Annotated in this window: 20 protein-coding genes and 1 tRNA gene; 15 read left to right on the top strand and 6 right to left on the bottom strand. The window is 46.9% G+C overall.

Translation table 11 applies throughout. From position 1 onward, the window contains the following. Positions 1 to 62 precede the first annotated feature (62 nt). From ACFI32_RS05945 to ACFI32_RS05930, 4 genes are all read left to right on the top strand, one after another. Positions 63 to 485 carry a hypothetical protein gene (locus ACFI32_RS05945; protein WP_462625589.1) on the top strand — a complete coding sequence of 141 codons (423 nt, stop codon included), beginning with the start codon at positions 63 to 65 and terminating at the stop codon, positions 483 to 485. A gap of 329 nt (positions 486 to 814) precedes the next feature. Beyond that, entirely contained in the window at positions 815 to 1,582 is a 768-nt protein-coding gene (locus tag ACFI32_RS05940; RefSeq protein WP_462625588.1) for a hypothetical protein, read from the top strand. 73 nt (positions 1,583 to 1,655) lie between these two features. Further along, positions 1,656 to 3,401: an SEL1-like repeat protein gene (locus tag ACFI32_RS05935; protein ID WP_462625587.1), complete on the top strand. Its 1,746-nt coding sequence runs from the start codon at positions 1,656 to 1,658 to the stop codon at positions 3,399 to 3,401. 393 nt (positions 3,402 to 3,794) lie between these two features. Continuing rightward, positions 3,795 to 7,082 carry a type I restriction endonuclease subunit R gene (locus tag ACFI32_RS05930; RefSeq protein WP_462625586.1) on the top strand — a complete coding sequence of 1,096 codons (3,288 nt, stop codon included), beginning with the start codon at positions 3,795 to 3,797 and terminating at the stop codon, positions 7,080 to 7,082. Positions 7,083 to 7,150: 68 nt separating this feature from the next. Here the strand turns inward: ACFI32_RS05930 and ACFI32_RS05925 are convergent. Continuing rightward, positions 7,151 to 7,227: transfer RNA gene (locus ACFI32_RS05925), tRNA-Arg, on the bottom strand. A gap of 365 nt (positions 7,228 to 7,592) precedes the next feature. Here ACFI32_RS05925 and ACFI32_RS05920 point away from each other — a divergent pair. The 7 genes from ACFI32_RS05920 (at position 7,593) to ACFI32_RS05890 (ending at position 14,780) form a co-directional block, all read left to right on the top strand. After that, positions 7,593 to 8,201, top strand: a complete 609-nt coding sequence (locus ACFI32_RS05920) for a c-type cytochrome (RefSeq protein WP_462625585.1) — start codon at positions 7,593 to 7,595, stop codon at positions 8,199 to 8,201. 195 nt (positions 8,202 to 8,396) lie between these two features. Then, a complete protein-coding gene (locus ACFI32_RS05915) occupies positions 8,397 to 9,359 on the top strand; it encodes an ABC transporter ATP-binding protein (RefSeq protein WP_462625584.1) in 963 nt (320 codons plus the stop codon). A gap of 32 nt (positions 9,360 to 9,391) precedes the next feature. Then, on the top strand, positions 9,392 to 10,165 hold the full coding sequence (locus tag ACFI32_RS05910; RefSeq protein ID WP_462625641.1) for an ABC transporter permease: 774 nt from the start codon (positions 9,392 to 9,394) through the stop codon (positions 10,163 to 10,165). Positions 10,166 to 10,249: 84 nt separating this feature from the next. Continuing rightward, positions 10,250 to 11,128, top strand: a complete 879-nt coding sequence (locus tag ACFI32_RS05905) for a hypothetical protein (protein WP_462625583.1) — start codon at positions 10,250 to 10,252, stop codon at positions 11,126 to 11,128. 528 nt (positions 11,129 to 11,656) lie between these two features. Beyond that, complete coding sequence (locus ACFI32_RS05900) at positions 11,657 to 12,694, top strand: FecCD family ABC transporter permease (RefSeq protein WP_462625582.1); 1,038 nt, start codon at positions 11,657 to 11,659, stop codon at positions 12,692 to 12,694. Next, entirely contained in the window at positions 12,691 to 13,944 is a 1,254-nt protein-coding gene (locus ACFI32_RS05895) for an ABC transporter substrate-binding protein (RefSeq protein ID WP_462625581.1), read from the top strand. Before ACFI32_RS05900 ends, ACFI32_RS05895 begins: the two co-directional genes overlap by 4 nt. Positions 13,945 to 14,003: 59 nt before the next feature. Next, complete coding sequence (locus ACFI32_RS05890; RefSeq protein WP_462625580.1) at positions 14,004 to 14,780, top strand: ABC transporter ATP-binding protein; 777 nt, start codon at positions 14,004 to 14,006, stop codon at positions 14,778 to 14,780. An 11-nt stretch (positions 14,781 to 14,791) separates the two neighbouring features. Here ACFI32_RS05890 and ACFI32_RS05885 read toward each other — a convergent pair whose 3' ends face one another. After that, positions 14,792 to 15,667 (bottom strand): DMT family transporter, encoded by an 876-nt coding sequence (locus ACFI32_RS05885; protein WP_462625579.1) that lies wholly within the window; start codon positions 15,665 to 15,667, stop codon positions 14,792 to 14,794. A 266-nt stretch (positions 15,668 to 15,933) separates the two neighbouring features. Between ACFI32_RS05885 and queF the strand changes: the two genes are divergently transcribed. Next, the gene (gene queF, locus ACFI32_RS05880) at positions 15,934 to 16,818 is read left to right on the top strand and encodes an NADPH-dependent 7-cyano-7-deazaguanine reductase QueF (protein ID WP_462625578.1); all 885 of its coding nucleotides are present in this window, start codon (positions 15,934 to 15,936) and stop codon (positions 16,816 to 16,818) included. Between the two features lie 75 nt (positions 16,819 to 16,893). Here queF and ACFI32_RS05875 read toward each other — a convergent pair whose 3' ends face one another. Next, positions 16,894 to 18,612 carry a proline--tRNA ligase gene (locus ACFI32_RS05875; RefSeq protein ID WP_462625577.1) on the bottom strand — a complete coding sequence of 573 codons (1,719 nt, stop codon included), beginning with the start codon at positions 18,610 to 18,612 and terminating at the stop codon, positions 16,894 to 16,896. 470 nt (positions 18,613 to 19,082) lie between these two features. Here ACFI32_RS05875 and ACFI32_RS05870 point away from each other — a divergent pair, with 470 nt between their 5' ends. After that, positions 19,083 to 19,781 carry a DUF4230 domain-containing protein gene (locus tag ACFI32_RS05870; RefSeq protein ID WP_462625576.1) on the top strand — a complete coding sequence of 233 codons (699 nt, stop codon included), beginning with the start codon at positions 19,083 to 19,085 and terminating at the stop codon, positions 19,779 to 19,781. Positions 19,782 to 20,026: 245 nt separating this feature from the next. After that, positions 20,027 to 21,457: a hypothetical protein gene (locus tag ACFI32_RS05865; protein ID WP_462625575.1), complete on the top strand. Its 1,431-nt coding sequence runs from the start codon at positions 20,027 to 20,029 to the stop codon at positions 21,455 to 21,457. Positions 21,458 to 21,481: 24 nt separating this feature from the next. On the opposite strand, the gene ACFI32_RS05860 is transcribed toward ACFI32_RS05865, so the two are convergent. The 3 genes from ACFI32_RS05860 to ACFI32_RS05850 all read right to left on the bottom strand — a co-directional run bounded on the left by ACFI32_RS05860 (position 21,482) and on the right by ACFI32_RS05850 (position 23,198). Then, entirely contained in the window at positions 21,482 to 22,054 is a 573-nt protein-coding gene (locus tag ACFI32_RS05860; protein WP_462625574.1) for a hypothetical protein, read from the bottom strand. A 157-nt stretch (positions 22,055 to 22,211) separates the two neighbouring features. Next, positions 22,212 to 22,646 (bottom strand): secondary thiamine-phosphate synthase enzyme YjbQ, encoded by a 435-nt coding sequence (locus ACFI32_RS05855; RefSeq protein ID WP_462625573.1) that lies wholly within the window; start codon positions 22,644 to 22,646, stop codon positions 22,212 to 22,214. Positions 22,647 to 22,655: 9 nt separating this feature from the next. Beyond that, positions 22,656 to 23,198 carry a hypothetical protein gene (locus ACFI32_RS05850; protein ID WP_462625572.1) on the bottom strand — a complete coding sequence of 181 codons (543 nt, stop codon included), beginning with the start codon at positions 23,196 to 23,198 and terminating at the stop codon, positions 22,656 to 22,658. Between the two features lie 239 nt (positions 23,199 to 23,437). Between ACFI32_RS05850 and yiaA the strand changes: the two genes are divergently transcribed. Beyond that, the gene (gene yiaA, locus ACFI32_RS05845) at positions 23,438 to 23,995 is read left to right on the top strand and encodes an inner membrane protein YiaA (RefSeq protein ID WP_462625571.1); all 558 of its coding nucleotides are present in this window, start codon (positions 23,438 to 23,440) and stop codon (positions 23,993 to 23,995) included. The last annotated feature ends 2 nt before the right edge of the window (positions 23,996 to 23,997 follow it).

Raw genomic sequence — 23,997 nt, 5'->3', positions numbered from 1 at the left:
CGACCACAATAACGCGCGGTAAGTATATTTTATAAACATTGACCAATATAGGCATAAGAGCGATGAAAAAAGTACTGTTGATATTATTAGGCATGGGGATAGCCCAAATGGGTATGGCTGCCGAAACGACTTTTAACTCGAATAATACGTTGAGCCACACGATAACGAATATCTCCAATGCTGCTAACTATGGATCTGCTCGTAGCATCTATAGCGCCAGCAGCAATGCTCGTATACATAACAATGAAGAGCTTTCCAATGCGATTGATAGTTTAAGTGCTCGACCAAAACCAAAATCCGATCACCACTCCTCACAGGCTGCACCACAGGTTACATCTGAGCGTTTGGATGATATGAAAAAATGGGCAGAACAAGGCAATGCAGAGTATCAGGTAAAAGTCGGCTGGAGGTATTACGCAGGTAAAGGCGTCCGCCAAGATGTTGTACCAGCAAGGCAAATGTTCCAAAAAGCTGCGAGTCAGTGAGATAGACAAGGCCAAGGTATGCTTGGACTTTTTTATGAAAAAGGCTTAGGTGGCCTGCGTCAAAACCGAACGACAGCAAAGGAGTGGTATGGCAAGGTTTGCGATCAAGGCTCTCAGAAGGGCTGCGATAACTATAGACGGTTAAATGAACAAGGTTACTGATGAGCGGACAGTGTGTATGACTGCGTCGATCCGCGCTGCATCAACTCGGTTAATAAAAGCCATGTGATGACTCAGAACCGCATTAAAGCTAGTAAGTACAAGAATAAAAATAGTACAATCGTTGAGTTTTTTACTCAAGATGAGCCCAGCTAAAAGGATATGTACGCATGAAAGTAGTGACCGCCGCAGTGCTGCTGGCCTCAACGGCAATGACCACCATCGCTCAAGCACAAACCTACGAGTGGGAAGAGGCATTGTGTCGCTATAAAGGTGAGTTTAACAGCAAAAAATATACCGCCAAGCAGGTTGATAACTCATATCAGTTGCTGGATCATTTAAGTCGTCCAAACTTAGATGGTTTACGTACGCCGCAGAGTAGCGCCCAACTGCATCAGATGTCTTACAGAGATGTTGCGGCCTTAGATACAGAGTACCTCCAAGTCAGTAATACGGTCGAAAATCTTCATATTGTTCCCCAAGCGCAACCATACAAACAAGCTTTGCTCAAGACCATTGAGGGAGAATACACCGCAAGCAGACTGACGCTGTTGGCTTATGTTGACCCAGCAGAAGCGATCAAACAAAGCCCAGCCATGTGTACGACCTATATCGAGCCGCTGTTGCACAGTGAAAGCGCGATACAAAACAGGTGGCGTCAGGCGGTTGACGACGAGATTAAGGAGCAGGTGACGGATTATGCAGACCATCCAGACCTGATCGTCTCTGAGCGAGATAGGGTTATGCAACGTTATGAAGAAGAAAAAGCCGAAAATGCGTATCTGAACGCTAGAAGCAATCTGATTTCATACCGCTTTTATAACTGTGTCAATAGCACGGTTTATTATCCTAGCGTAGATGAGATGTCGGTGTACCCACACAAACTCAGCGCCAGTTTGTTTGGCAGCAATTATGAACAAGATTGTGACTCGGACTAAGGGTCGTTTAGAACGATATATAAAAGCCTCAGAAAACAGTGAAATACCCCGCGATTATTTTTAGAGACAAATTATGAAAGTATGGATCTTAAAACGAAGACTTATCGGTCAAGCATTGATTTTGAGCATCATACTCGGTGCCTCACTATCAACACAGGCAAGCAATGTGGTCTCTGTCGAAACATTAGCGGCTAACGGCTCGGCATTGGCTCAGTATAATCTAGGTGCCATGTATGAGCTGGGCGACGGTGTCGAACAGGACAGTACACAGGCAGCAATATGGTATCAAAAGGCGGCAGAGCAAGGTAATCCGGCTGCACAAAACAACCTAGGGCTTTTGTACGATTTGGGCGATGGCGTTGATCAAGACTATGTCAAAGCCGCATACTGGTATCAGAAAGCGGCTGATCAAGGTAACCGATTTTCTCAAAAGAACCTCGCGGTATCGTATCAGCTGGGTCATGGGGTCAAACAGGATTATGCCAAAGCTGCACACTGGTATAGACGCGCCGCTGATCAAGGTGAGGTAGGCGCGCAGTATAATCTAGGTATCATGTACGAAGCAGGTCGCGGGGTCGAGCAGGACATGGCTGCCGCCGTTGAGTGGTATCAGCGAGCAGCCATCCAAGGAGATCCGTCAGCTCAGAACAATCTCGGCACCATGTACTATGCAGGTACAGGTATTGCTCAGAATTATGAGGAGGCTTATTCATGGTTTCAGCAGGCTGCTGATCAGGGAAATCCAGTCGCTAACTATAATTTAGGGCGGATGTACAGTTTAGGAGAGGGCGTCGATCAGGATGATATAACAGCTGCCCAATACTTTCAACGAGCGGCTGACCAAGGAAGTATTCAGGGTCAAGGTGCGCTTGGTTGGGTCTATTACATGGGACAAGGCGTAGAGCAAGATTATGATAAAGCCTATCAACTGATTAAAAAAGCCGCTACCAAGGGCAATGTCACGGCGCAAAACAACCTAGGGCTTTTGTACAGTTTGGGCGATGCTGTCGAGCAGGATTATATTAAAACGGCATATTGGTATCAAAAAGCCGCTGCTCAAGGCGACATTGCTGCTCAAAACAACATCGGCGTGATGTATGAATCAGGCTTGGGCGTGATGCAAGACTATAGTGAAGCCGCCAAATGGTATAAACAGGCTGCCGATCAAGGACACGCGATTGCTCAAAACAATATTGGACAGCTTTATCTAAAAGGCTTAGGTGTGACGCAAGATTATACCAAAGCGCTGTATTGGCTACGAAAAGCCGCTGGACAAGGTGATGGTTTGGCACAAAACAATCTAGGCTATATGTATGAGAACGGCAATGGGGTTGAGCGTGACTATGTCGAGGCTTTTAAGTGGTATAAAAAGTCTGCCAATCAAGGTAATGCACTGGGTATGGGCGGTTTGGGCTGGGCATACTATAGTGGTCAGGGCGTTGACCAAAACTATGTTAAAGCCTTTGAATGGTTACAACAATCTGCCAATCAAGGTGAAGCTGCTGGTCTAAACAACCTTGCTGTGATGTACTTAGAGGGCAATGGCGTACCGCAAAATTATGCCCGCGCCATGACGCTGTTTACACAAGCTGCCGCTCAAGATCATCCATTCGCCCCGCGGAATATTGGACTGATGTATATGAGAGCGCAAGGCGTTAAGAAAGACAAGGTGCAGGCTAAAGAATGGTTTGATAAAGGCTGTGATAATGGGGATGTATCGAGTTGTGACCTATATGAAGCGGTTAAAATGACATCGGATGATATGAAGTCAGCAATAGAGGCGAAACCAGATGCATCATCCCCTCGCAAAGCGCTATAAGCAGCTATTACTAGCGCTTCTCTGTAGCCCCTTCATTGCTTATTTACTAAATGCTTACTTGAATTACAGAGGCTACAAAAAGCACGACTCGAACTATGCTGTTTCTTTAGAGTTTTTTATTAGTACCGCTAAGTATATGCTGTTCGATATCACCACTACTTTCAGGTTCTTTTGGCTTCCCTATTTTTGGATTGTAATTATCCCTTATCTGTTTATTTTTTATAAGGCACTTACTTCCAAAAGCGCAGTCGCTGAAAAATACAGAACGATATGGTTAACATTACTGCTGGTATTGTTTTATCGGTTCACGAGCTTATATACTGATTTAATAGCTTCGGTTTGATATTTCTCTTAAAGTGGGATTAAAAAATAACAACGATAAGCGGACTTAACATGACCAACACGCATAACCTCACCTACGAATCTGTATTCCAAGCCGATATCGTCAGCCAGATGCAAGAAAATGGCTGGCAGCTTGGGCAGCCCAGTGACTATCAGGCTGAGACCGCGTTATATGAGCGCGACGTGCTGGACTTTGTGCAGAGCACCCAGCCAAAGGAGTGGGAGAAGTTCTGCCGCACCTTTCCTATCGACTCAGAGCGCCACTTTATCACCGCGCTGGTTAAGCAGCTCAATAAAGCTGATGAGCATGCTACCGATAGAGCCTCGCGCACTTATGGCACATTGGGCGTACTGCGTCATGGGCTTAAGATTCGTAACGCGCGCTTCTCATTGTGCCAGTTTAAGCCTGAGCACAGCCTCAATCCTGAGACCATGGCACGCTATGAGGCCAATATCTGCCGCATCGTGCCTGAGCTGGTGTATAGCCCTCATATCAGTCTCAAAGGCAGCCCAAAAGGCGACACAGACGGTAAGGTCGCTAAGCGTAATCGTATCGACATCGTATTATTCGTCAATGGCTTGCCTGTCACCACGATGGAGCTAAAGTCGGAATTTAAACAAGCGGTACAAAATGCCATCACTCAGTACAAGCGCACCCGCCTGCCAAAAGACCCCGATACCAAAAAGTCTGAGCCGCTGCTGACCTTTAAGCGGGGCGCGCTGGTGCATTTTGCGGTCAGTCAGTATGAAGTCTATATGACGACGAGGCTGGCAGGAGACAGTACTTATTTCTTGCCGTTTAACAAAGGCACTATTGAGGGCGGCGCGGGTAATAGTATCCCTAGTGATAGTAGCCAATATGCCACCGACTATCTGTGGCATGAAGTGCTCACGCCAGAGAATTTACTCTCCATCCTCGGCCACTTTATGCACTTACAGATCGACGAGGAAGAAGACGCAATTGGCCGCAAGTCCAAAAAAGAAACCATGATGTTCCCGCGCTATCATCAGTGGGATGTGGTGACCAAATTGGTTAATGCGGCTATTGACGAGGGCGCAGGGCACAAGTATCTGATTCAGCACAGTGCAGGCTCAGGCAAGTCTAACTCTATCGCATGGACGGCCCATCAGCTATCCACCTTATACAACCGTGATGGCGATAAGCAATTTCATTCAGTCATTGTCATCACCGACCGTACCGTGCTTGATGACCAATTGCAGGACACCATCTATCAGTTTGAACATGCCGATGGTGTGGTCGGTAAGATCAATAGAAAAGAGAGTGACGGCTCAAAGTCTGAGCAGTTAGCTAGCGCACTGGTAAACGCGCAGCCGATCATTATCGTGACCATTCAAACCTTTCCGTTTGTGCTCAAAGCCATTGAAGACTCAAGTGTGCTCAAGTCACGCCGCTATGCCATCATCGCCGATGAAGCGCATTCGTCACAGACAGGCTCAACCGCACGCCAGCTTAAAGAAGTGCTAGTAACGGGCGAGGCAGAAAAGAGCGAAGGTAGCGGGTTATCTGGTGAGGATGTCATCAATCAGGCGATGGACGATAAGCTTGCCGCCCGCCGTAGTAGTCCCAACCTCAGCTACTATGCCTTTACCGCCACGCCCAAACCGAAAACCATTGAGCTGTTTGGACGTGTGCCCAATCCTAAGTTGCCAGCGGCCAAAGACAATTTGCCCGCCGCTTTCCATGTCTATTCCATGCGCCAAGCCATTGAAGAGGGCTTTATCTTAGATGTGCTCAAAAACTATACCAACTACAAAGTGGTCTATCAGCTCACCCAAAAGCTGGCTAGCGAAGACAATGAAGTTGATGAGCGCCGCGCCAAGATTAAGCTTAATAGCTGGGTGCGACTACATGAGCACAATATCGCGCAAAAGGTCAAAATCATCATTGAGCACTTTAATGACAATATCAAAGGCTTACTTGGCGGGCAAGCCAAAGCCATGGTAGTGACAGGTTCCCGTAAAGAAGCGGTACGCTACAAGATAGCTTTTGATAACTATATTGCCAATAGTGGCTATTGCGGCATCAATGCCATGGTCGCGTTCTCAGGTGAGGTTGCCTTTAATGACAATGATCCTGATAGTGGCGCACTCATCGGCGAGAAGTTTACCGAGTACAACATTAATATTGGACTCAAAGGCCGTGATATGCGCACCGCCTTTGATAGTGATGACTATCAAGTGATGCTGGTGGCTAACAAGTTCCAGACAGGCTTTGATCAGCCTAAGCTCTGCGCTATGTATGTTGATAAAAAACTGACAGGCGTAGACTGCGTTCAAACTTTATCACGACTGAACCGTACCTATAAAGGCAAAGCAGAGAGCGGTACGTTTGTGCTCGACTTCTTTAATGATCCTGATGATATTCTCGAAGCATTTCAGCCATATTATGAGACCGCAACCTTAGCGGATGTGTCTGACCCTGATCAGGTATTTGACCTTTGTGAGAAGTTGCGTGCCAGCGGTATCTTTTTAAAGCATGAGGTCGAGCAGTTTGTTGACGCATTTTATAGCAAAAACAAGTCGAACGCCGCCATTAGCAATATTTGCAAGCCTGCGGTTGAGCGTTGGCAGAAGCGCTACAGTCAAGCCCGCGCGCAAGCCAAGTATGCCAAGATGATACTTGAACAAGCTAAAGGTACTGGCAATGTGGTGCTGATCACCAATGCCGAGAATGACTACAAAGGCTTTAAGGCCGATCAAGACGCGCTAGAAATCTTCAAAAAGGATTTGGGTACCTTTACCCGCCAGTATGAGTTTATGTCGCAAATCGTGGACTATGATGACAAAGACTTAGAGAAGCTGAGCCTGTACGCGCGTAACCTACAGCCGATGCTACGTGAAAGCGCGGATAATGAAGATGATATTGATCTGAGTAACATCGTCATGAGTCATTACCGCGTCTCAAAGCTGTATCAGCAGGACTTAAAACTACAAGAAGGCAATGGCGAACTGGCGGCAGGTGGCGGCGCTGGTACAGGAAAGCCCAAGGATCCAAAAGAAGAGCTACTGTCAAAAGTCATCAATCGATTAAACGAGGTGTTTGCTGGCGAGGACTTTACCGATAAAGACAAAGTGAACTTTATGAATACCATTTGGGATAAAGTCACTGAGAACGAGATCGTGGTCAAGCAGTTCACCAATAACAGTGTTGATCAGATCATGCTGGGTGGTTATCCAAATGCTGCTGAGGACGCTATGTTCGAGGCCAAAGGGGCATTTGAAGACATGACCATGCATCTACTGTCTAACCCAAATCAATTTAAGCAGTTTATTCGATTGATGCTGGATACGAAGTTGGGTGCTGAGGTTATAGAGTAGGCTGAAGACGGTGCTGTTTTGAGTAGTGCTAGGACGTGATGACATAACATAAGATGACATAACATAAATGGTGCGCTCGGCGGGAATCGAACCCACGACCCTCGGCTTCGGAAACCGATACTCTATCCAACTGAGCTACGAACGCATGATGACTTGACAGTAGGTGTGATCCACACAGTATCAAGCGATACAGCAGATCGAATCCATCAAGAAATAAAGACCGCTTAGTCTAACAAATAAAATGCCAAAAGCCAATGTACAAAGCCAGCTCGTGGCAATTTTTAAGAAAAAACAGGATAGTCAGCAAACAGGCATGGCAATTTACCCGTCTTTTCCCTTATAATGTTAGGGAGTATTTACATTGATAATCACCGATTACAAGTGTGCCCGCGAGCTTGATGCCTGTTTGCTATTGATGACGGTGTTGTCATGGGAGGACAGACGGCGCATCTTTGTGAGCCAGTCGCTTGTAGACGTAATAAGAGAACGTGACGAATGAGAAAAGTAGTTATGTTATCGGCAGCTGCCATTCTAGGAATCGCTAGTATCGCGGTGAGCCAAGCTGAAGATATCGCAGACACCCCAGTAACCGTGGCTGACGTTGTAGAAGGGCAAGAGGTTAAAGAGGCAGCGCCTGAAATGCTGGGTGAAGAGCCTCAAGCGGCTGCGGATACCACCGATGAAGCGGCACCTGCTGAAGAAGTCGCCGCTGCTGCCGACGAAGAGCCGATGCCAAAAGAAACCCCGCAGGTACAAAAGCTGATGTTATTGTACCCGAATTTGATTGCTCGTATTCAGCCAGTTGGTACGGTATGTTTTGAGGAAGATGACGTCTGTGATGTGACCGCACGCTCCTCTGGTCCCTCTGCTGGTGATGGGCCTCGTGATGGTAAAGCCGTATACAACGCGGTCTGCCATACCTGTCACGCGACAGGTCTACTTGGATCACCCATGATTGGTGATGCTGGTGCTTGGGGCCCTCGTATCGGCAAGGGTGCCGACACATTGTACACGCACGCGATCAACGGCTTTAACGCCATGCCTGCAAAAGGTGGCGCTGACATCCCTGATGAAGAAGTCCAAAACGCTGTGGATTACATGATCGCTGAATCGAGCTAATCACTGCCCTGTCGTGGTACTGATTGCACAAAAAACACTCATTTCCTATAGTGGAATGGGTGTTTTTTTATGGGTGATCGGTGCATTCAGAGATTCTAACGTATCAGTGTTGAAATCGGAGACTGTTAACCTCAGATTAAGGCCTTACATGATTTATTTCATAAACTGCTTTTATATAAGAATACAGAGGCTTATATGTCTGACGTACCAGCGCTTTCTATCCAAAACCTATCCAAGACTTATGACAATGGGTTTTCGGCGTTAAAAGAGGTCAATTTAACCGTGCCGCAAGGGGGATTTTTTGCGCTGCTGGGCCCCAATGGAGCAGGTAAGTCCACCATGATTGGCATTATCAGCTCACTATTTAAACCGAGTACTGGTAGTGTAGAGATCTTTGGTACAGACCTTTTGGCCAACCCGTCACTTGCCAAGCAATATCTGGGCGTGGTGCCGCAAGAATTTAACTTTAATATGTTCGAAAAGGTCGAAGATATCTTAATCACTCAAGCCGGCTATTTTGGTATTCCAGCCAAAGAGGCCAAGCCACGCGCCAAGCGACTGCTCACCGCACTTGGACTATGGGACAAACGCAATAACAAATCGCGGGAGTTATCTGGCGGTATGAAACGCCGCTTGATGATCGCGCGTGCCTTGATCCATAAGCCCAAGCTACTGATTCTTGATGAGCCGACCGCAGGGGTTGATATCGAGCTGCGCCGCTCAATGTGGGCGTTTATGCAGCAGATCAATATCGAAGAGAATACCACTATTATTTTGACCACCCATTATCTTGAGGAGGCTGAGCAGCTGTGCAAACGTATCGCCATCTTAGATCATGGTGAGATTCGTATCAATACTGAAATGAAAGATTTGCTCGCGCAGCTGTCGGTTGAGACCTTTGTGTTTGACTTGGATACCCCAGCCAACCATACCGTGCAGTTGGATGGGGTCACCGAAGTGACGCAGCCAGATACTCAGACGATAGAAGTCACGCTGACAGAAGGGGAGTCTCTTAATAATGTCTTTGAGCAGTTGTCGTCACAAGGGCTGGTCGTCGCCAGTATGCGTAATAAAGCCAACCGCCTAGAAGAGCTGTTTATGCGCTTGGTGGATCAAAATATCGAGAGTAAAGACAGCATGAAGGAGGCAGGATTATGAGCCAAACGCCAGCGATTGACAGCAAAAAAACCATGTCTTGGGACAAAAAATGGGTCTCATTTCGCACCATTTGGCTCAAAGAGGTGCGCCGAATTTTGCGCATTTGGCCACAGACGCTACTGCCACCTGTCATCACCATGAGCTTATACTTTGTCATCTTTGGTAAAATGATCGGCTCGCGTGTGGGTGAAATGGGCGGCGTGCCTTACATGCAGTTTATCGTCCCCGGTTTGATTATGATGTCGATCATCACCAACAGTTACTCGAACGTGGTTTCCAGTTTTTTTAGTGCCAAATTCACGGCCAGTATCGAAGAGCTGCTCGTTTCGCCCGTCTCCAAACATGCGATTTTGATGGGCTATATCAGCGGTGGTATTTTTCGCGGCTTAGCCATTGCCTGTATTGTTTCCATTGTGGCGCTGTTTTTTACCCAGCTGGGTATTGAGCATTTATTTGTCACCATATTTACGGTACTGGGCACCTCTATTTTGTTCTCCCTAGGCGGCTTTATTAACGCTGTCTTTGCCCGCTCGTTTGATGATATCTCGATCGTGCCAAGCTTTGTACTGACGCCGCTGACGTATTTGGGCGGTGTATTTTACTCAATGGAAAACTTATCGCCATTTTGGCAAAACGTCTCGCTGCTTAACCCCATTGTTTATATGGTCAACTCGTTTCGCTACGGTATCTTGGGCTACTCTGATGTCAATGTTTGGTACTCGATGGGTGCGATTTTCTTATTTTGCGTGATATTTTATGTCATCGCGTATCGCTTGCTGGATAATGGCTCGCGAATTCGTTTGTAGTTGGGCTATTAAGCAATACTAAACTCTTGTTATTATTCACTGCAATGTCTTATTATTAGAATCTAACACTGTTGGAGTCTTATTATGAAAAGATTATTGGGTAGCAGTCTGTTAGCATTGGTGATTGTGACACACGCACATGCCGCGCCGCGCGCGCCAGTACAGTATGTGTGGGAGGTATGGCTCGAGGAATTATATGGTGACGAAATATTTTCGGTATGTCACGATAATCCACAGTTCCCAGAAAAAACTTATTATCGACGGTCTTACTATGAGTGTTTACAAAATATATCTGAGAGTCGTGATAATGCACTGAGCAAAAAATGGGGATTGACTGATAAGGTAATACGTGAAAACGATACTATCTATATTAATGTGCCCACTCGAAATTTGCCACTGACCTTGCGAGAGAACCATTCACCATTAGTATCAAGAGACGGGTTGAATTATTACTTATCGCTTGAAACCTATGATGCAGAAAATGAAGTATTGACGATAAAAAAACAAATGTGGAATGCTACTAATACTATCGCAGTAAACTTAACAAGTGGCATTGATCAAGTATTTATCGGTACACAGCTGAAACTCTCACCAAATGGAGATTATGCAATAACAGTTGATCAATCTCATGGGGGAGAGGATGTTGATCAGTCCTATGAAGAGCATATAGATCAATCTTATGGAGACGATATTGTACTATGGCAACGAAAATCAGATGGTTTGTATTATTCTGAAGATATTGATTCGGATTTGAAAAAGGCTTACTTATTGGAGCAATCTATGGCTCATTATAATGATGAGGGTTACCACGTTCAGGTAAGGCCGCAGTGGGTGACGGATAACAGCCTTATCATAGACTATCATTTTGAAACGATAGGTAACGATAAGGACAATTATGATGTACGCTTTAATTATGTCAAATCAAACCTTGAAGATGATTGGAAAATCATTCCTATAAGATAAGTGGTAGCGATAACTTAGTAAGTTTTGAAATAACTTCTTATAGCTTACGGACATGCCTTAGTAGTAATTTTTTCAAAACCGCTTTTAGTTATATAAAAAATTAGATAGCTTTTACGTCTGAGAGTATCAAGTTTATCCTGATGGTGCTCCCATTCATTTTGATAATTATATGTAGTTAAGTGCTGCAAGCTCTTTTTGAAAGACGTTCAGTTACTTGTCTTCAGACCAATTTAGGGCGTGTCTCTAATTCAAACGCTTATCACTAAATGGGTTAAAAATGGCTAAATCCCTGATGCTGTTTGCCTATGATTTATCTCGTTTCTACCGCTATTCTTCAAATAGGGATACGCTCTAGTATTCTTAAATACATTCGCCTTTTATCTGTGTGATGGCCTTTATTATGTAAACAAAAGAAGGCAATTAGGAGAAAGATAGGACTATCAATTGCGAATATTCCTCATTCGCATTATAATTCTCACCTTTTAGAATAAAAGGTGGCTTCGGCTGCTTTGGTAATTGAGATATCAAATGACCCAATCCGTCAGCGCACAAATCATTCGACAACAACGCCGTATCGAATCAAAACGCCGAGTGGTGCTATTGGCGCTTGCGGTAGCGTGTATCGTGGGGCTGGTGCTGGATGTGATGACAGGGCCTTCTATGCTGCCGATGGGTGAAGTGGTAAGGTCGCTGTTACAGCTCAGCGGTGTGGATGATGTCTCGCATACCATCGTCTATGATCTGCGCTTGCCAATTGCATTTATGGCGCTGCTAGTAGGGGCGTCACTTGGCGCTGGTGGTGCTGAGATGCAGACCCTGCTCAATAACCCGATGGCAAGCCCCTATACGCTAGGGCTTGCGGCAGCGGCAGGGTTTGGGGCGTCGCTGGTTATTGCGTTTGGTAGCTTTGGCTTACCACTACAATATGCCGTCCCGATTGGGGCATTTGCGATGACCATGATCGCCTCTGCGGTGCTGTTTTTGTTTGCCTCCTTGCAGCAGTTTACCGCCGCCACACTGATATTGGTGGGTATCGCACTGTTATTTATTTTTCAGTCGATGTTGTCCTTGGTGCAATTTACCGCCTCAGCCGAAGTCTCACAGCAGATTTTGTTTTGGCTATTTGGCAGCTTAACCAAATCCACTTGGGCCAATGTCGCGGTGGTCGCGGTCGTGAGTAGTATTTGTATTACCTTACTGATGCGAGACAATTGGCAATTAACCGCGCTGAGACTGGGTGATGAACGCGCAGCAGCACTGGGTGTTAATATCACACGACTGCGTATCAAAACCCTAATTTTAGTAGCGATGATGACAGCGACAGCGATCAGCTTTGTTGGGGTAATTGGTTTTATCGGTCTGGTGGCTCCGCACGTGGCGCGGCTGCTGGTTGGCGAAGACCAGCGTTATTTTTTACCCGCCACCATGTTCTCTGGTGCGGCGTTTTTATCATTCTCATCGGTATTATCAAAAGTGATTATTCCAGGCGCGCTGTTTCCAGTGGGGATTGTCACGTCGTTTGTGGGCGTGCCTTTTTTATTTTGGATTATTTGGAGTAAGCGGTGAAAAACTGGCTTTGTGGAACAGTGGCAGCAGGTTTGGTGTTAACGACGTTAACCGCTCATGCAGAAATAAAAACCATCAATGATGTGCTAGGACGTGACGTTCAAGTTGACGTACCTGCCAAGCGCGTGGTGCTCGGCTTTTATTATCCTGATTATATTGCGGCGACAGGCGCAGAGAACTTCGATCAGGTGGTTGGTATTTCGCGCGAATTTTGGGAAGGCTTCAACCCCGGTAGCTGGGCGCTATATAGTAAAGAGATGCCCAGTCTAAACACCATCGGCGATATTGGCAACGTGAGTACAGGCACGTTTTCTTTTGAGAAAACCTTGGCAATGAAGCCTGATGTAGTGGTATTGGCAAAATGGCAATACGACACGCTAAAGGCTGAAATGCCACGTTTTGAAGCGGCCAATATTCCTGTTGTCGTGGTTGATTATAATGACCAAACGGTAAAAAACCATGTCAAAAGCACTGAGATTTTTGGTGAATTGGCGGGTAGCGAGCAACGGGCCAATCAAGCGGCACAAGAATACGCGGATGGCATCGCAGAGGTCGAAAAACGCGTACAAGCGGCACAAAGTCCCAAGCCCAAAATCTATATTGAATTTGGTGATAAAGGGCCAGAGGAACACAGCTTTACCTTTGGCAAAAACATGTGGGGCGCAATCGCCGATACGGTTGGCGGCGATAATATCAGCAAACCCTTTATCGAAGACTGGGGCACGCTTAACCCCGAGCAGGTCTTGGTAAGTAAGCCTGAAGTCATTATTATCTCAGGCACCGAAGTGGGTATGAAACAGCACAATGCGATGGCAATGGGCATTGATATCCCAGCTGACGAGGCGCAGCGCCGCTTAAAAGGGTTTACCACCCGCAGCGGTTGGGACAATCTGCCTGCGGTCAAAAACAACCGTGTCTATGGTATCTATCATACTGCCTCGCGCTCGCTATCAGACTTGGCAGCCGCGCAGTTTATGGCAAAAGCCCTATACCCCAGCGCCTTCACCGATGTGGATCCTGAACAGACGTATGCTGCATTTCACAAAAAATATCTACCGGTTCAGCCTGAAGGTACGTTTTTTATTCAACTAGGCTGCGGGGCTAGTATCTGTGATGACACTGCCACTGCCAACGAGCAGGACAGCTCAGTCACCACGGCGGCTCAAGCGGACAACACTGCTGATACGGCATCTGAAGAGGTCTCATGGTTTACCAAGCTGATAAACTGGTTTAGTGGGTTGTTTGCTTAACTGGGAATACGCCCTAGCAACAAGCCCTGATTATTGACAATGTGATAAAAGAGGTCGCCATGCTCAAACTTGACGGTTTAACCATCCAATATGGCACGCATACCGTTGCCAATGCCATTGATACCCAGTTTGCATCGGGTAACATTTATACCATCTTGGGTGCAAATGGGGCGGGTAAATCAAGTTTGCTGAAGGCCATCTTTGGTGAGCTGGATTTTTCAGGCACTATCGATTATCAGGGCAAGGTACAAAGCAAATCTCATTTGAACGCGTGGCGCAAGCCCATTGCCTATATGCCGCAAGACAGCAACACCGATGCTGAGTTGACCACGCTTGAAGTGGTACTGCTCGGACGTATAGACGCGCTGAGCCGCCGTATCAGTGATGACTTATTAACCGAGGCCGTCGAGTTATTGACCGAGCTGAATATCTCTCATTTGGCGCATCGTCCGATTCGCTTATTGAGTGGGGGACAGCGGCAGCTGGCGATGTTTGCCCAAGCCCTGCTGCGTCGACCTAAGATTTTGCTGCTTGATGAGCCTGTCTCAGCCCTTGATATGGCGCATCAAATCAACCTGTTGGACAAGGTGCGCCACTACACCCAGCAGCACCAGCTGATTTGCATTATGGTGTTGCATGATTTGAGCTTGGCCGCGCAGTTTTCGGATGACGTTCTTCTATTGGCGGATGGACACATCCAAGCCCAAGGCATGCCGAGTGCTGTCTTACGGTCTGAGATTTTGCGCCAAGTTTATCATGTGGATATCGAAATTCTGACCAGTCAGCAAGGCTTTCCTGTGATTCATCCGTATCGCAAGCGTTTGGCTAGCGCTTGATTCGTGCCTGACTAGGGAAGTTTAACGGCTTTTTTTTCGGGCAAGCTGCTTGCCACTCCTGCCAAAATAACCGCCATAATTCCAAGAACTTCTATCCAGCCAATGCTTTCGCCTGCAAAAATGACCCCATAAATGGCGGAAAATACCACCGTCAAATAAGACAACGCCGCCACCGTGAACTTTTGTCCCACGTGATAGGCGTGCGTCATCGCCAACTGCGCAAGCAGTCCAGTCACCCCAATGCCAATGATGTAAGGCAAACTTTGACTCGTCAACGCTTGCCAACCAAACCATGTCGCCGCGATGGCCGAAACGATGGTTGCCACTGCCGAAAAGTAAAACACAATCCGCCATGCAGGCTCACCCATCAAGGACAACTCTCGCACTTGTAGCAGCGCAAACGCGGTAAAAATACCACCACTTAAGGTAATCAATGTCTCAAGCAATCTGTCACTGGCAAAGGCAGGTTGTAGCATCAAACAAATACCGCCCAGCCCCATAAGCAGCGCCACCCATGTTTTGAGCGGTGGTTTTTCTTTGAGCCACAGGATGGATAGTAGGGCAATAAATACCACTGAGGTATAGTTTAGGGTGACAGAGGTGGCCAGTGGTAAATGACCCAAACCATAAAACGCCACCAACAAGGCCGTCGTGCCTGCCAAACTACGCTGCATATGTCCCCAAAAAAACGGCGTCTTTAGGGTTTTTTTGCGTGCTAGTGTGGTACCGAAAATGACGAGGGCAGGCAGCAAGGAGCGCCAAAAGGCCAGCTCATACTCATTCATATGCAGGTTAGTGGCGGCATTTTTGACCAAGATACTCATGGCGGCAAATAAGAAGGCAGCGATGACCATCCAAGCTGAGCCTAAAGGGATTGTTTTTATCATAAGTCGCGACAAGCAAAAAAAGGCAATTGTAACATTGCAAGCATCATACTTTTTGCCTAATTTAAACCACTGATGATCATGATATCTGATGCGGTCTTATGACTATCATGCGGACTTTGATAGGGCTAAATCAAGCCTTGATGATGAGTAGTAAATGATTCGTGTACGCTGAGCGATTGCTGTAAAATAGCACGTTTTGAAACCAATTTTATGAGTCGTCATACGGTGTTGGTATGAGCGATTGATAAGCGCTAAAGGGGTGATTGATGAGTATTCATGGTATTTTAGGCGAGCAAACCACAGACTATCCGACTGAGTATAGCCCAGAGACGCTTTATCCCATCGCGCGTAGTATGGGGCGTGATGCAATTGGCTGGGATACTGAGCAATTGAGTGTCGGTATGGATTGGTGGCAGGCGTTCGAGCTGTCTTGGTTAACTCCGCAAGGTATCTCACAAGTGGCGATTGCGCGCTTTAGCATTCCTGCCAGCTCGCCGTTTATTGTAGAGTCAAAGTCGCTTAAGCTGTATTTGAACAGCATCAATTTTACCGAGTTTGCCAGTTGGGATGCGGTGCAAGCCTTGATTGCTCAGGATTTGTCAGCCTGCGTGCAAGCAGAGGTACAGGTGGCTTTGTTTGGCCTCAGCGATGATCTAAACGGCAAGGTGTCAGAATTATTGATTGCTCAGCCAGAGGGCATTTGTATCGATAAAGCATTGGAAAATAGCACCGATAAGGTCGCATTAACCGAGCATCCTGACGCGTCGCTGCTGCGTGGCAATGATAAAGAAGTAAGCGACGATAATATGACACATAACAGCCATCAGCCTTATAACTTTTACTCTAATTTGCTGCGCAGTAATTGCCCTGTGACCAATCAGCCCGACTGGGGTACGCTTGCGGTGTCGATAACGACAGATACACCCGTTAATGAGGCCAACATGCTGCGCTATATTTTGAGCTTTCGTCAACACAATGGCTTTCATGAGCAGTGCGTGGAGCAGATATTCGCAGACCTGAGTCGGTATTATGAGCCAAGCGTGCTTATGGTTAGGGCTTGGTATACCCGCCGCGGCGGTATTGATATCAATCCGTGCCGCGTCAGTAACCTGCGCTTACTGCCTGCGCCGAGTCGTTTGATACGCCAGTAGTGATCATTCAATACTGATATGACAGACATAAAAAAAGCGCCTAATTATGAGGCGCTTTTTTGTGCGTTGATAAATTTACTCGCAGCCCAATTTTGCAAGCATCTCATCACGGCTTAGCAGCTCTTTTTCACCGCTGCGGCGATTGACGTATTCATATTTGTCTTCTGCAAGATTACGATCAGAGACGACGATGCGATGCGGGATACCGATCAGCTCTAAATCGGCAAACTTAACCCCAGGACGCTCGTTACGATCGTCAAGTAGCACATTGACGCCTTGAGCTTTTAGCTCGTCGTACAGTGCCGTCGCCGTTTCCATCACCGTATCTTCTTTTGACTTCATCGGCACGATAGCCACTTCAAACGGCGATAGTGAGTCGTCGACATCAGGTGTCTCTGGCCAGATGATGCCATTGTCGTCATAGTTTTGCTCGATGGCGGCAGCAATGATACGGCTCACGCCAATACCATAGCAGCCCATCATCAACGTCACAGGCTTGCCCGTTTCGCCAGAGACGCTACAGCCAAGTGCTTGTGAGTATTTGTCACCCAATTGAAAGATATGACCGACTTCAATACCGCGTTTGATTTGTAGGGTGCCTTGACCATCAGGTGAGGCGTCACCTTCGAGCACATTACGGATATCAACGATGCGCGTGATGTGTGCGTCACGATCCCAGTTGACGCCCGTTGTGTGTTTGTTGATTTCGTTTGCCCCAGCGACAAAATCAGAGAGAACCGCTGCGGCGCGATCGACAAATACAGGCATATCCAAATCAACACCGATATAGCCTTTAAGCAGACCAGCAGCTTTTAGATCTCCTTCACTGGCCATGGTCAGCGGTATGTTTACTTCTTCAATTTTTTCAGCTTTGATGTCGTTTAGCGTATGATCGCCGCGCAATACCAGCGCCACCAACTGATCGTCACCCTCTGGCGTGTGACCTTGGACAATCAACGTTTTTACGGTGGTGGCAAGCGCAATGTCCAAATGCTCAGCAACCGCTTCACAGGTTGGCATATCAACGGTATCAACGTTGGTAGGTGTTTGAGTTGCAGGCTGACGCTCGCCCGTACTGATGGCTTCGGCAAGCTCAATATTGGCGGCATAGTCAGAGACAGTTGAGAAAGCGATATCATCTTCGCCACTGTCTGCCAACACATGGAACTCATGCGAGGCAAAGCCGCCGATAGAGCCTGAATCGGCCTGAACGGCGCGAAAGTCAAATCCTAAGCGGCTAAAGATGCGGGTATAAGCGTCGTACATATCTTGGTAGGTTTCAGCCAGTGAGGCTTGATTGATATGAAACGAGTAAGCATCTTTCATGGTGAATTCGCGTGCACGCATCACCCCAAAGCGCGGACGAATCTCGTCACGGAATTTGCTTTGGATCTGAAAAAAGGTTATTGGCAACTGCTTGTAACTGCGCAGCTCGCCTTTTGCCAGATTGGTGATCACTTCTTCATGTGTTGGCCCAAGGACAAAGCTGCGATCATGACGGTCTTTAAAGCGCAACAACTCAGGACCGTAATCTTCAAAACGGCCGCTGGTTTGCCATAGCTCAGCAGGCTGGGTCATCGGCATCAGCAGTTCTTGGGCATCGATATTTTGCATCTCTTCACGAACAATGCGCTCAACCTTTTGCAAAATGCGCAAACCCATCGGCAACCAAATATACAATCCAGAAGCGATTTTGCGAATCAGACCGGCGCGCACCATCAACTGGCTTGAGGCGATATCGGCATCACTTGGGGTTTCTTTTAGCGTGGCAAACAAAAACTGACTGGCTTTCATAAATAAAGCGTAACCTTATCTTTGACAGAGTAAATAACAAGTAGGGTGCTGAGCGTTTGACTCAGAGAGTGACGAGCGCTATAAGCTTACCTTGGTAGCCACTCACCATCATGACATTGTGATAGATATGATGGTGAATACACGGTAATGGATGTATCAGCGAGCTGCTCTTTCAGCGCCTATGGTAGGTTGACAGAGAGACGCTGACATTTCATCGAAACAATTAAGCTATGTTAGGTAAACTTAGCCTCAGACGCAATGATTTTTTGCGTTTTCCTATTAAAAGCGTGCTCATAGCGATATACACCGAACCATAATAGTATATTGCGTTGGACAATAGTCTCAAATTAGCACTGCGCACGCACCAGTTTTATGGGATAGTAAAGAAGGGCATACCATCATCACGATGAGTCAATATGTCAATCTATCAACGGTCATGACAGACACCAACCAAATATAGGGGCGCTCATATGACAGAGTCTGATAACCGCATACCCAAACGCGTCTGGTTTTTGGTTATTGCCAGTATTGCGGTATTGATTGCTGCTTTTTATGTGTCAAGTCAGCATAGTGAGGAGGCCGAGATTGAGACCATCACCCGAGACGGTGTGGTGACGCAAATCCAGCGTCTCAATCGTTTGCAAACGGTTGCCTTTAGTGTCGATACGGTAGTGACCAGTCAGCGTCAAGGCAGCTGGATGCGCTTGTGGCAAGATGAGCAAAAGGCATTATTTATCGCCCATGGTCGCGTACAGGCGGGTATTGATTTGAGCGCCTTAACGCCTGATATGGTGCAAGTGACTCCGCCCGTAGCCCTAGATGACAATGCGCTCTCTACAGGAGCGGAAGGTAATGCGGCAGCAAATTTACCGCAGATTCACATCACGTTGCCACCTTCTGAAATCTTTGCAGTCTATTTGGATAATATGGAGGTCTATGACTGGCAAACCGGTATTTTTGGTATGACGCAAGTTGATCCTAAGATACTGGATCAAGCGCAGCAGATGGCCAAAAAAGAAGTGCTTGAGCGCGCTTGTCGCGGTGAGGTGATGACCATGGCGATACAAAATGCCCAAGCACAAGTGCAGCAGTTGTTTGCCTTAACAGGGGCAGTAGTTACCGTCAGCACTCAAGGCGCAGGTGCGTGCCAGATGCCAGTGACAGGGTGATGCTTCTTTACTGAGCATTGCTTATTTGGCGATGCAGATGGCTTTGTACTTCAAATAAGCAGACACAAAAAACACAGACTGGTTACCAAGCTGTTAATGTAAAACGGTTTGTTGCATTGATAGTATAGACGGCCTGATACAGAGCTTAAGAGGCATCGTGCTTACGTCTGTCATGCTCTACAATGAACAAGCACCCGTTAAACGCAGCATAATAATATGACTATCGTGCGGTTTGGAGAGGTTTTATGAGTCGCCCCATCTATCAAGGTCAAGATAACCTAAAGAAAGTTTTACGCACGGCGCTCGTGGGTATCAGGCCTGCCGATCAGGTATTGCTTAAAGGCTATCTGCGCATATTACTACGTTTGGAAGCGGACTTGGAATGGGTTGCGGCCAATCATCCTCAAGTTGACCTATTTTTTATCAGCAATGACTTTCGTGATGCTGCCAGTGTGGTCAAGCTATTATCAGAGCAGGCACAAAAGCCTGTGCTTTATGTCAGCCGATCGGACGATGACGAAGGCCGCATGGCGGATAATCAAATCGTCTTACCGCTCAAAACCATGACCGCGCTCAACAACTGGCTGATGACCTCCATACCTGTACTTAAAAAAGCAGGCACCGCGACCAGTATTTTGCAGCAACATGATAAGACAGAAAACACGACTCAAACCACGCCGCCGCCACCTGTTGATGCCAGACCTGAACCGCCACAAGTCAAAAACGCTATCGTAAGTCCCCCAGAGCCGATTGTAACGACAGAAGCAGTCGCTGCTCCTGTCACCAAACCAGTAGCGCAAAGTTATCAAAGCGTCATTGAGCTGATCCAAAAGCTGCAGCAGCGGCCAGAAGGGCTGTACGAAATCAGCAGTTATCACGACGATCAGGAGCAAACCCTTGCTATTGTAGAGCCAAGCCGCGCCCGCGTTTGGCTGTCCAAAGTCGCTGATACTGCCACATTGCCGCTAACCTTAAAATGGCAACTCAAAGCCGCCCAAACAGAGCGTCCAGCGGACATAGACTCCCATGATATGCTGCAGTGGCTTTGGCAGTACGGATGGCAACATGCTGGCGTGTTATTGCCGCTGATTCATGATGATGCGACATACCAGCTGCGCTATTGGGTCAAGCCTGCGCTTGCAGTAAAAGCGCGCAGTGCAGGTGGTCGCTTGGTCACTGGTAAAGACCGTCAAGAGATTTTGCGGGTGATGACTGCTATAGAAAATGCGCCGCGCAACGTTACCCAGCTGGCGCACCGTGCCGATATTTCCGTCGGCGCTGCCAAAAAAATTATCGCAAGCTTGCTGTTTTCGGGCAGCTTACAGTCTGACAATTATCGTAATCTTGATCATCGTATCAGTTACACTGCGAATAATGCCGCCCCACCATCAGATGCTGCAGTAGTTGAGCCACCAGCACCAGTAGCGGCCATGGAAGAGACAAGGGTGATGGAGACAAATATGCAGCCATCAGCACCCAAGCAGATGACCCTAGATGAGGTATTGGCAAAACGCGCGCGCGGAGAGACCAGTGCTCAGCCGACCTCGAGCAGCATTGAGCTTACCAGCCGTACACCAGATACGGCTGCTACTGATACCAGCCAAGCGCCAGCACCGTATCAACAAAACAAAAAAGGCTTCTTATCCCGCTTACGCGACAAACTTGGCATAGCGTAATGTAATCACCAGTCGCCGCGCCCATTAAGACTCGGTCACCACCTCAGCGTCGGCACTAACAGCATCGAAACTGGTTATCGTATTATCCTGAATCAAATCAATGGTGCTACCCCCCGCATGACTCACCAATTGGATGTTGCCATCGGCTGAGCGATAAGTGGGGTTGTTACCCTGTCCTTCTGGTGCGCTGAGTGTCATTTTTGGCTGGTTGGGGCGAGTGACGATGGCATTGAGCAACCCTGCAGCTGACGTTTCAAAAACAACTGATAGGCTATCACCTGCGGTACTCTTATAACGTACATCAGTGATTTGTGCGCCTTTGATTGCCTGTTCTGGATTGGGCGCTGTACCAGTATTACTTGGTGCAGCGACAGTGCCTCCAAGATCTTGCTCTAATTCAGTCAAGCTCACATCACGCTCTGAATCAATATCAGTCTGCGTTACATTTTGAGCGTCATCTGCATTGCTGTTTTCAGCTTTATTTACATTGATATTTGTGGTTACTGGCATGGTCTGTGTTGACGTTTCAGATGGTGTTTCGGTAGGTGCTTCAGGTTCTGGCGTTTCTTGACAGGCAGTTAGCAGAAATAGACTCAAAAAAATAGCAGAAGCCTTGAGAAAGTGAACCTTAGCGTTTGTTGAGCTTGGTAGTTTTGAGAAGAAAGTGGTCATAATCAGGTTTATCCGTTAATAGCGCGCTATATCAATGTGGCAATTTGCGAGGGTCAACCTGCCAGTTAATGACCCTATATTATTATGTATTGACCGTAATAACCAGCTTGCGCTGTCCGCTATATCCAGTCACGTCTCTATGCTCACATAAGTAAACCCCTTGCCACATGCCCAGACCCAACATACCATCGATCAGTGGAATGGTTAAACTGACGCCCAGCACCATGCTTTTAAAATGAGCGGGCAAGTCATCTGACCCTTCTAGGGTATGACGATACTCTGGCTGATCGGCGGGGGCGATTTTATTGAGCCATTCCTCAGTATCTAGTCTCACGTCTGGGTCAGCATTTTCATTAATCGTGAGACTGGCTGAGGTGTGCGGCAAGAATAAATGAACCAACCCTGCTTTGTTAGAGTGAGGTATTAGCTGAGCACTGGCTGCTTCGATAATTGGCGTGATGATATGAATACCACGGGCATAAGTGGGTAGGGTAATGGTGGTTTGATGATAGCTCATGTTGTTGTCTCACTTAATTTTTAGACTATCGGCTGCCATGCCACTTTCTTTATAGACATCATCTAGATACCGGCGGCTAGCAAGTAGCTTGTCCACGACACCGCTTTGGCTTTGGGTGTTGAGCTTCTGCGAAAAATCTAGAATGGAGGTTAATTGCTCAAGCACCATATCATAGCTGGTATTTTGTTTATCCGTATCAATCAGGACAGTTTTTGCATAATGAGTGTCGAGGCTCAGATAGTCAGTAATCAATTCTGGCACACGGGTCGCAATGAGCTTATTGAGCGTGAATAACTGTGATTCGGTAATTTGCTCATGATGGGTAGACTCATATTGCTGCCCGATAGCATCCATAATGGCTCGAAACGTGTGCGGGACTTGCTCATCATAGAGCAATTTTACAAAAGGGTGATGCGCTGAAAAATGGATAACATTGAGACCATGACTGGGTTCGTTATTTGTCTTTTCTCTTGACGCCATCTGCGCTTGAGATTGGTCAGCCTTAATACTTGCTGCTGCTAAATACTCTTGATGACGCTGTGCCATATCCATTTGTGTATGCTTAGATTTTTCTTTTATGACAAAAAATATAGGTACAATAAGGATCAGGCTAAGCAAAATGAGTAAGGTAAAAAAAGACATGTCAGGACTCTGTCGTTAAGAATGCTATTTATTTAAAAGATAATTTTTAGCTTACAATATAGCATGGTTGTGTTATTTTAAGGCGAAACAAAGGTTGATAAAATACTTATCTGACCACAGGGTTTGCCTAATTATAATTGAGGATAATAATGAATAATGACACGATTACCAAGAGTCAGCTCGCCGCTTATAAGCCGACTACCGCTTATGTAGGGACGTCTTGGGCCGTTATGTTGGTCGGTGTCCTTGCGTATTTACTGGGACTATGGAATGCTCAAAGTATGTTGTTAAATGAGAAGGGCTATTATATTGCGGTGTTGGCACTTGGGCTGTACTCTGCCATCAGTCTGCAAAAAACGCTACGTGATCGTAGTGAGGGTATTCCAACGACCAATATGTATTATTTCATTAGCTGGGCGGCGCTTGGTTTGTCCATTGCGCTTATTGCCCTTGGTCTTATGAATGCAGGCAGTTTGAGCCTCAGTGAAAAAGGGTTCTATATGATGGCGTTTACCATGAGTTTGTTTGCTGCGGTCACCATTCAAAAAAACACTCGTGATGAAGCGCAGATTCGAACCTTAACAGCACCATCAGCTGTCATTGATAACGATAGTAGCGCGAAAATTACTCATCAAGCGTCACGCGAGCCTGAGGCTAGCAAGTCATTGTTTGGCGCTGTTAAGTCAAGAATGGAGAGCGGTGAGTAAAA

The sequence above is a fragment of the Psychrobacter sp. PSi21 genome (assembly GCF_054960615.1).
This window is presented reverse-complemented; position numbering and strand designations above follow the sequence as displayed.

Excerpts from the sequence above, each read along its gene's own strand:
- ACFI32_RS05890 (WP_462625580.1), top strand. The coding sequence starts at position 14,004 with ATGCTCAAACTTGACGGTTTAACCATCCAATATGGCACGCATACCGTT.
- ACFI32_RS05850 (WP_462625572.1), bottom strand. The coding sequence starts at position 23,198 with ATGGATATGGCACAGCGTCATCAAGAGTATTTAGCAGCAGCAAGTATT.
- yiaA (WP_462625571.1), top strand. The coding sequence starts at position 23,438 with ATGAATAATGACACGATTACCAAGAGTCAGCTCGCCGCTTATAAGCCG.
- ACFI32_RS05905 (WP_462625583.1), top strand. The coding sequence starts at position 10,250 with ATGAAAAGATTATTGGGTAGCAGTCTGTTAGCATTGGTGATTGTGACA.
- ACFI32_RS05885 (WP_462625579.1), bottom strand. The coding sequence starts at position 15,667 with ATGATAAAAACAATCCCTTTAGGCTCAGCTTGGATGGTCATCGCTGCC.
- ACFI32_RS05875 (WP_462625577.1), bottom strand. The coding sequence starts at position 18,612 with ATGAAAGCCAGTCAGTTTTTGTTTGCCACGCTAAAAGAAACCCCAAGT.
- queF (WP_462625578.1), top strand. The coding sequence starts at position 15,934 with ATGAGTATTCATGGTATTTTAGGCGAGCAAACCACAGACTATCCGACT.
- ACFI32_RS05940 (WP_462625588.1), top strand. The coding sequence starts at position 815 with ATGAAAGTAGTGACCGCCGCAGTGCTGCTGGCCTCAACGGCAATGACC.
- ACFI32_RS05865 (WP_462625575.1), top strand. The coding sequence starts at position 20,027 with ATGAGTCGCCCCATCTATCAAGGTCAAGATAACCTAAAGAAAGTTTTA.
- ACFI32_RS05910 (WP_462625641.1), top strand. The coding sequence starts at position 9,392 with ATGTCTTGGGACAAAAAATGGGTCTCATTTCGCACCATTTGGCTCAAA.
- ACFI32_RS05855 (WP_462625573.1), bottom strand. The coding sequence starts at position 22,646 with ATGAGCTATCATCAAACCACCATTACCCTACCCACTTATGCCCGTGGT.
- ACFI32_RS05935 (WP_462625587.1), top strand. The coding sequence starts at position 1,656 with ATGAAAGTATGGATCTTAAAACGAAGACTTATCGGTCAAGCATTGATT.
- ACFI32_RS05870 (WP_462625576.1), top strand. The coding sequence starts at position 19,083 with ATGACAGAGTCTGATAACCGCATACCCAAACGCGTCTGGTTTTTGGTT.
- ACFI32_RS05920 (WP_462625585.1), top strand. The coding sequence starts at position 7,593 with ATGTTATCGGCAGCTGCCATTCTAGGAATCGCTAGTATCGCGGTGAGC.
- ACFI32_RS05900 (WP_462625582.1), top strand. The coding sequence starts at position 11,657 with ATGACCCAATCCGTCAGCGCACAAATCATTCGACAACAACGCCGTATC.
- ACFI32_RS05945 (WP_462625589.1), top strand. The coding sequence starts at position 63 with ATGAAAAAAGTACTGTTGATATTATTAGGCATGGGGATAGCCCAAATG.
- ACFI32_RS05930 (WP_462625586.1), top strand. The coding sequence starts at position 3,795 with ATGACCAACACGCATAACCTCACCTACGAATCTGTATTCCAAGCCGAT.
- ACFI32_RS05915 (WP_462625584.1), top strand. The coding sequence starts at position 8,397 with ATGTCTGACGTACCAGCGCTTTCTATCCAAAACCTATCCAAGACTTAT.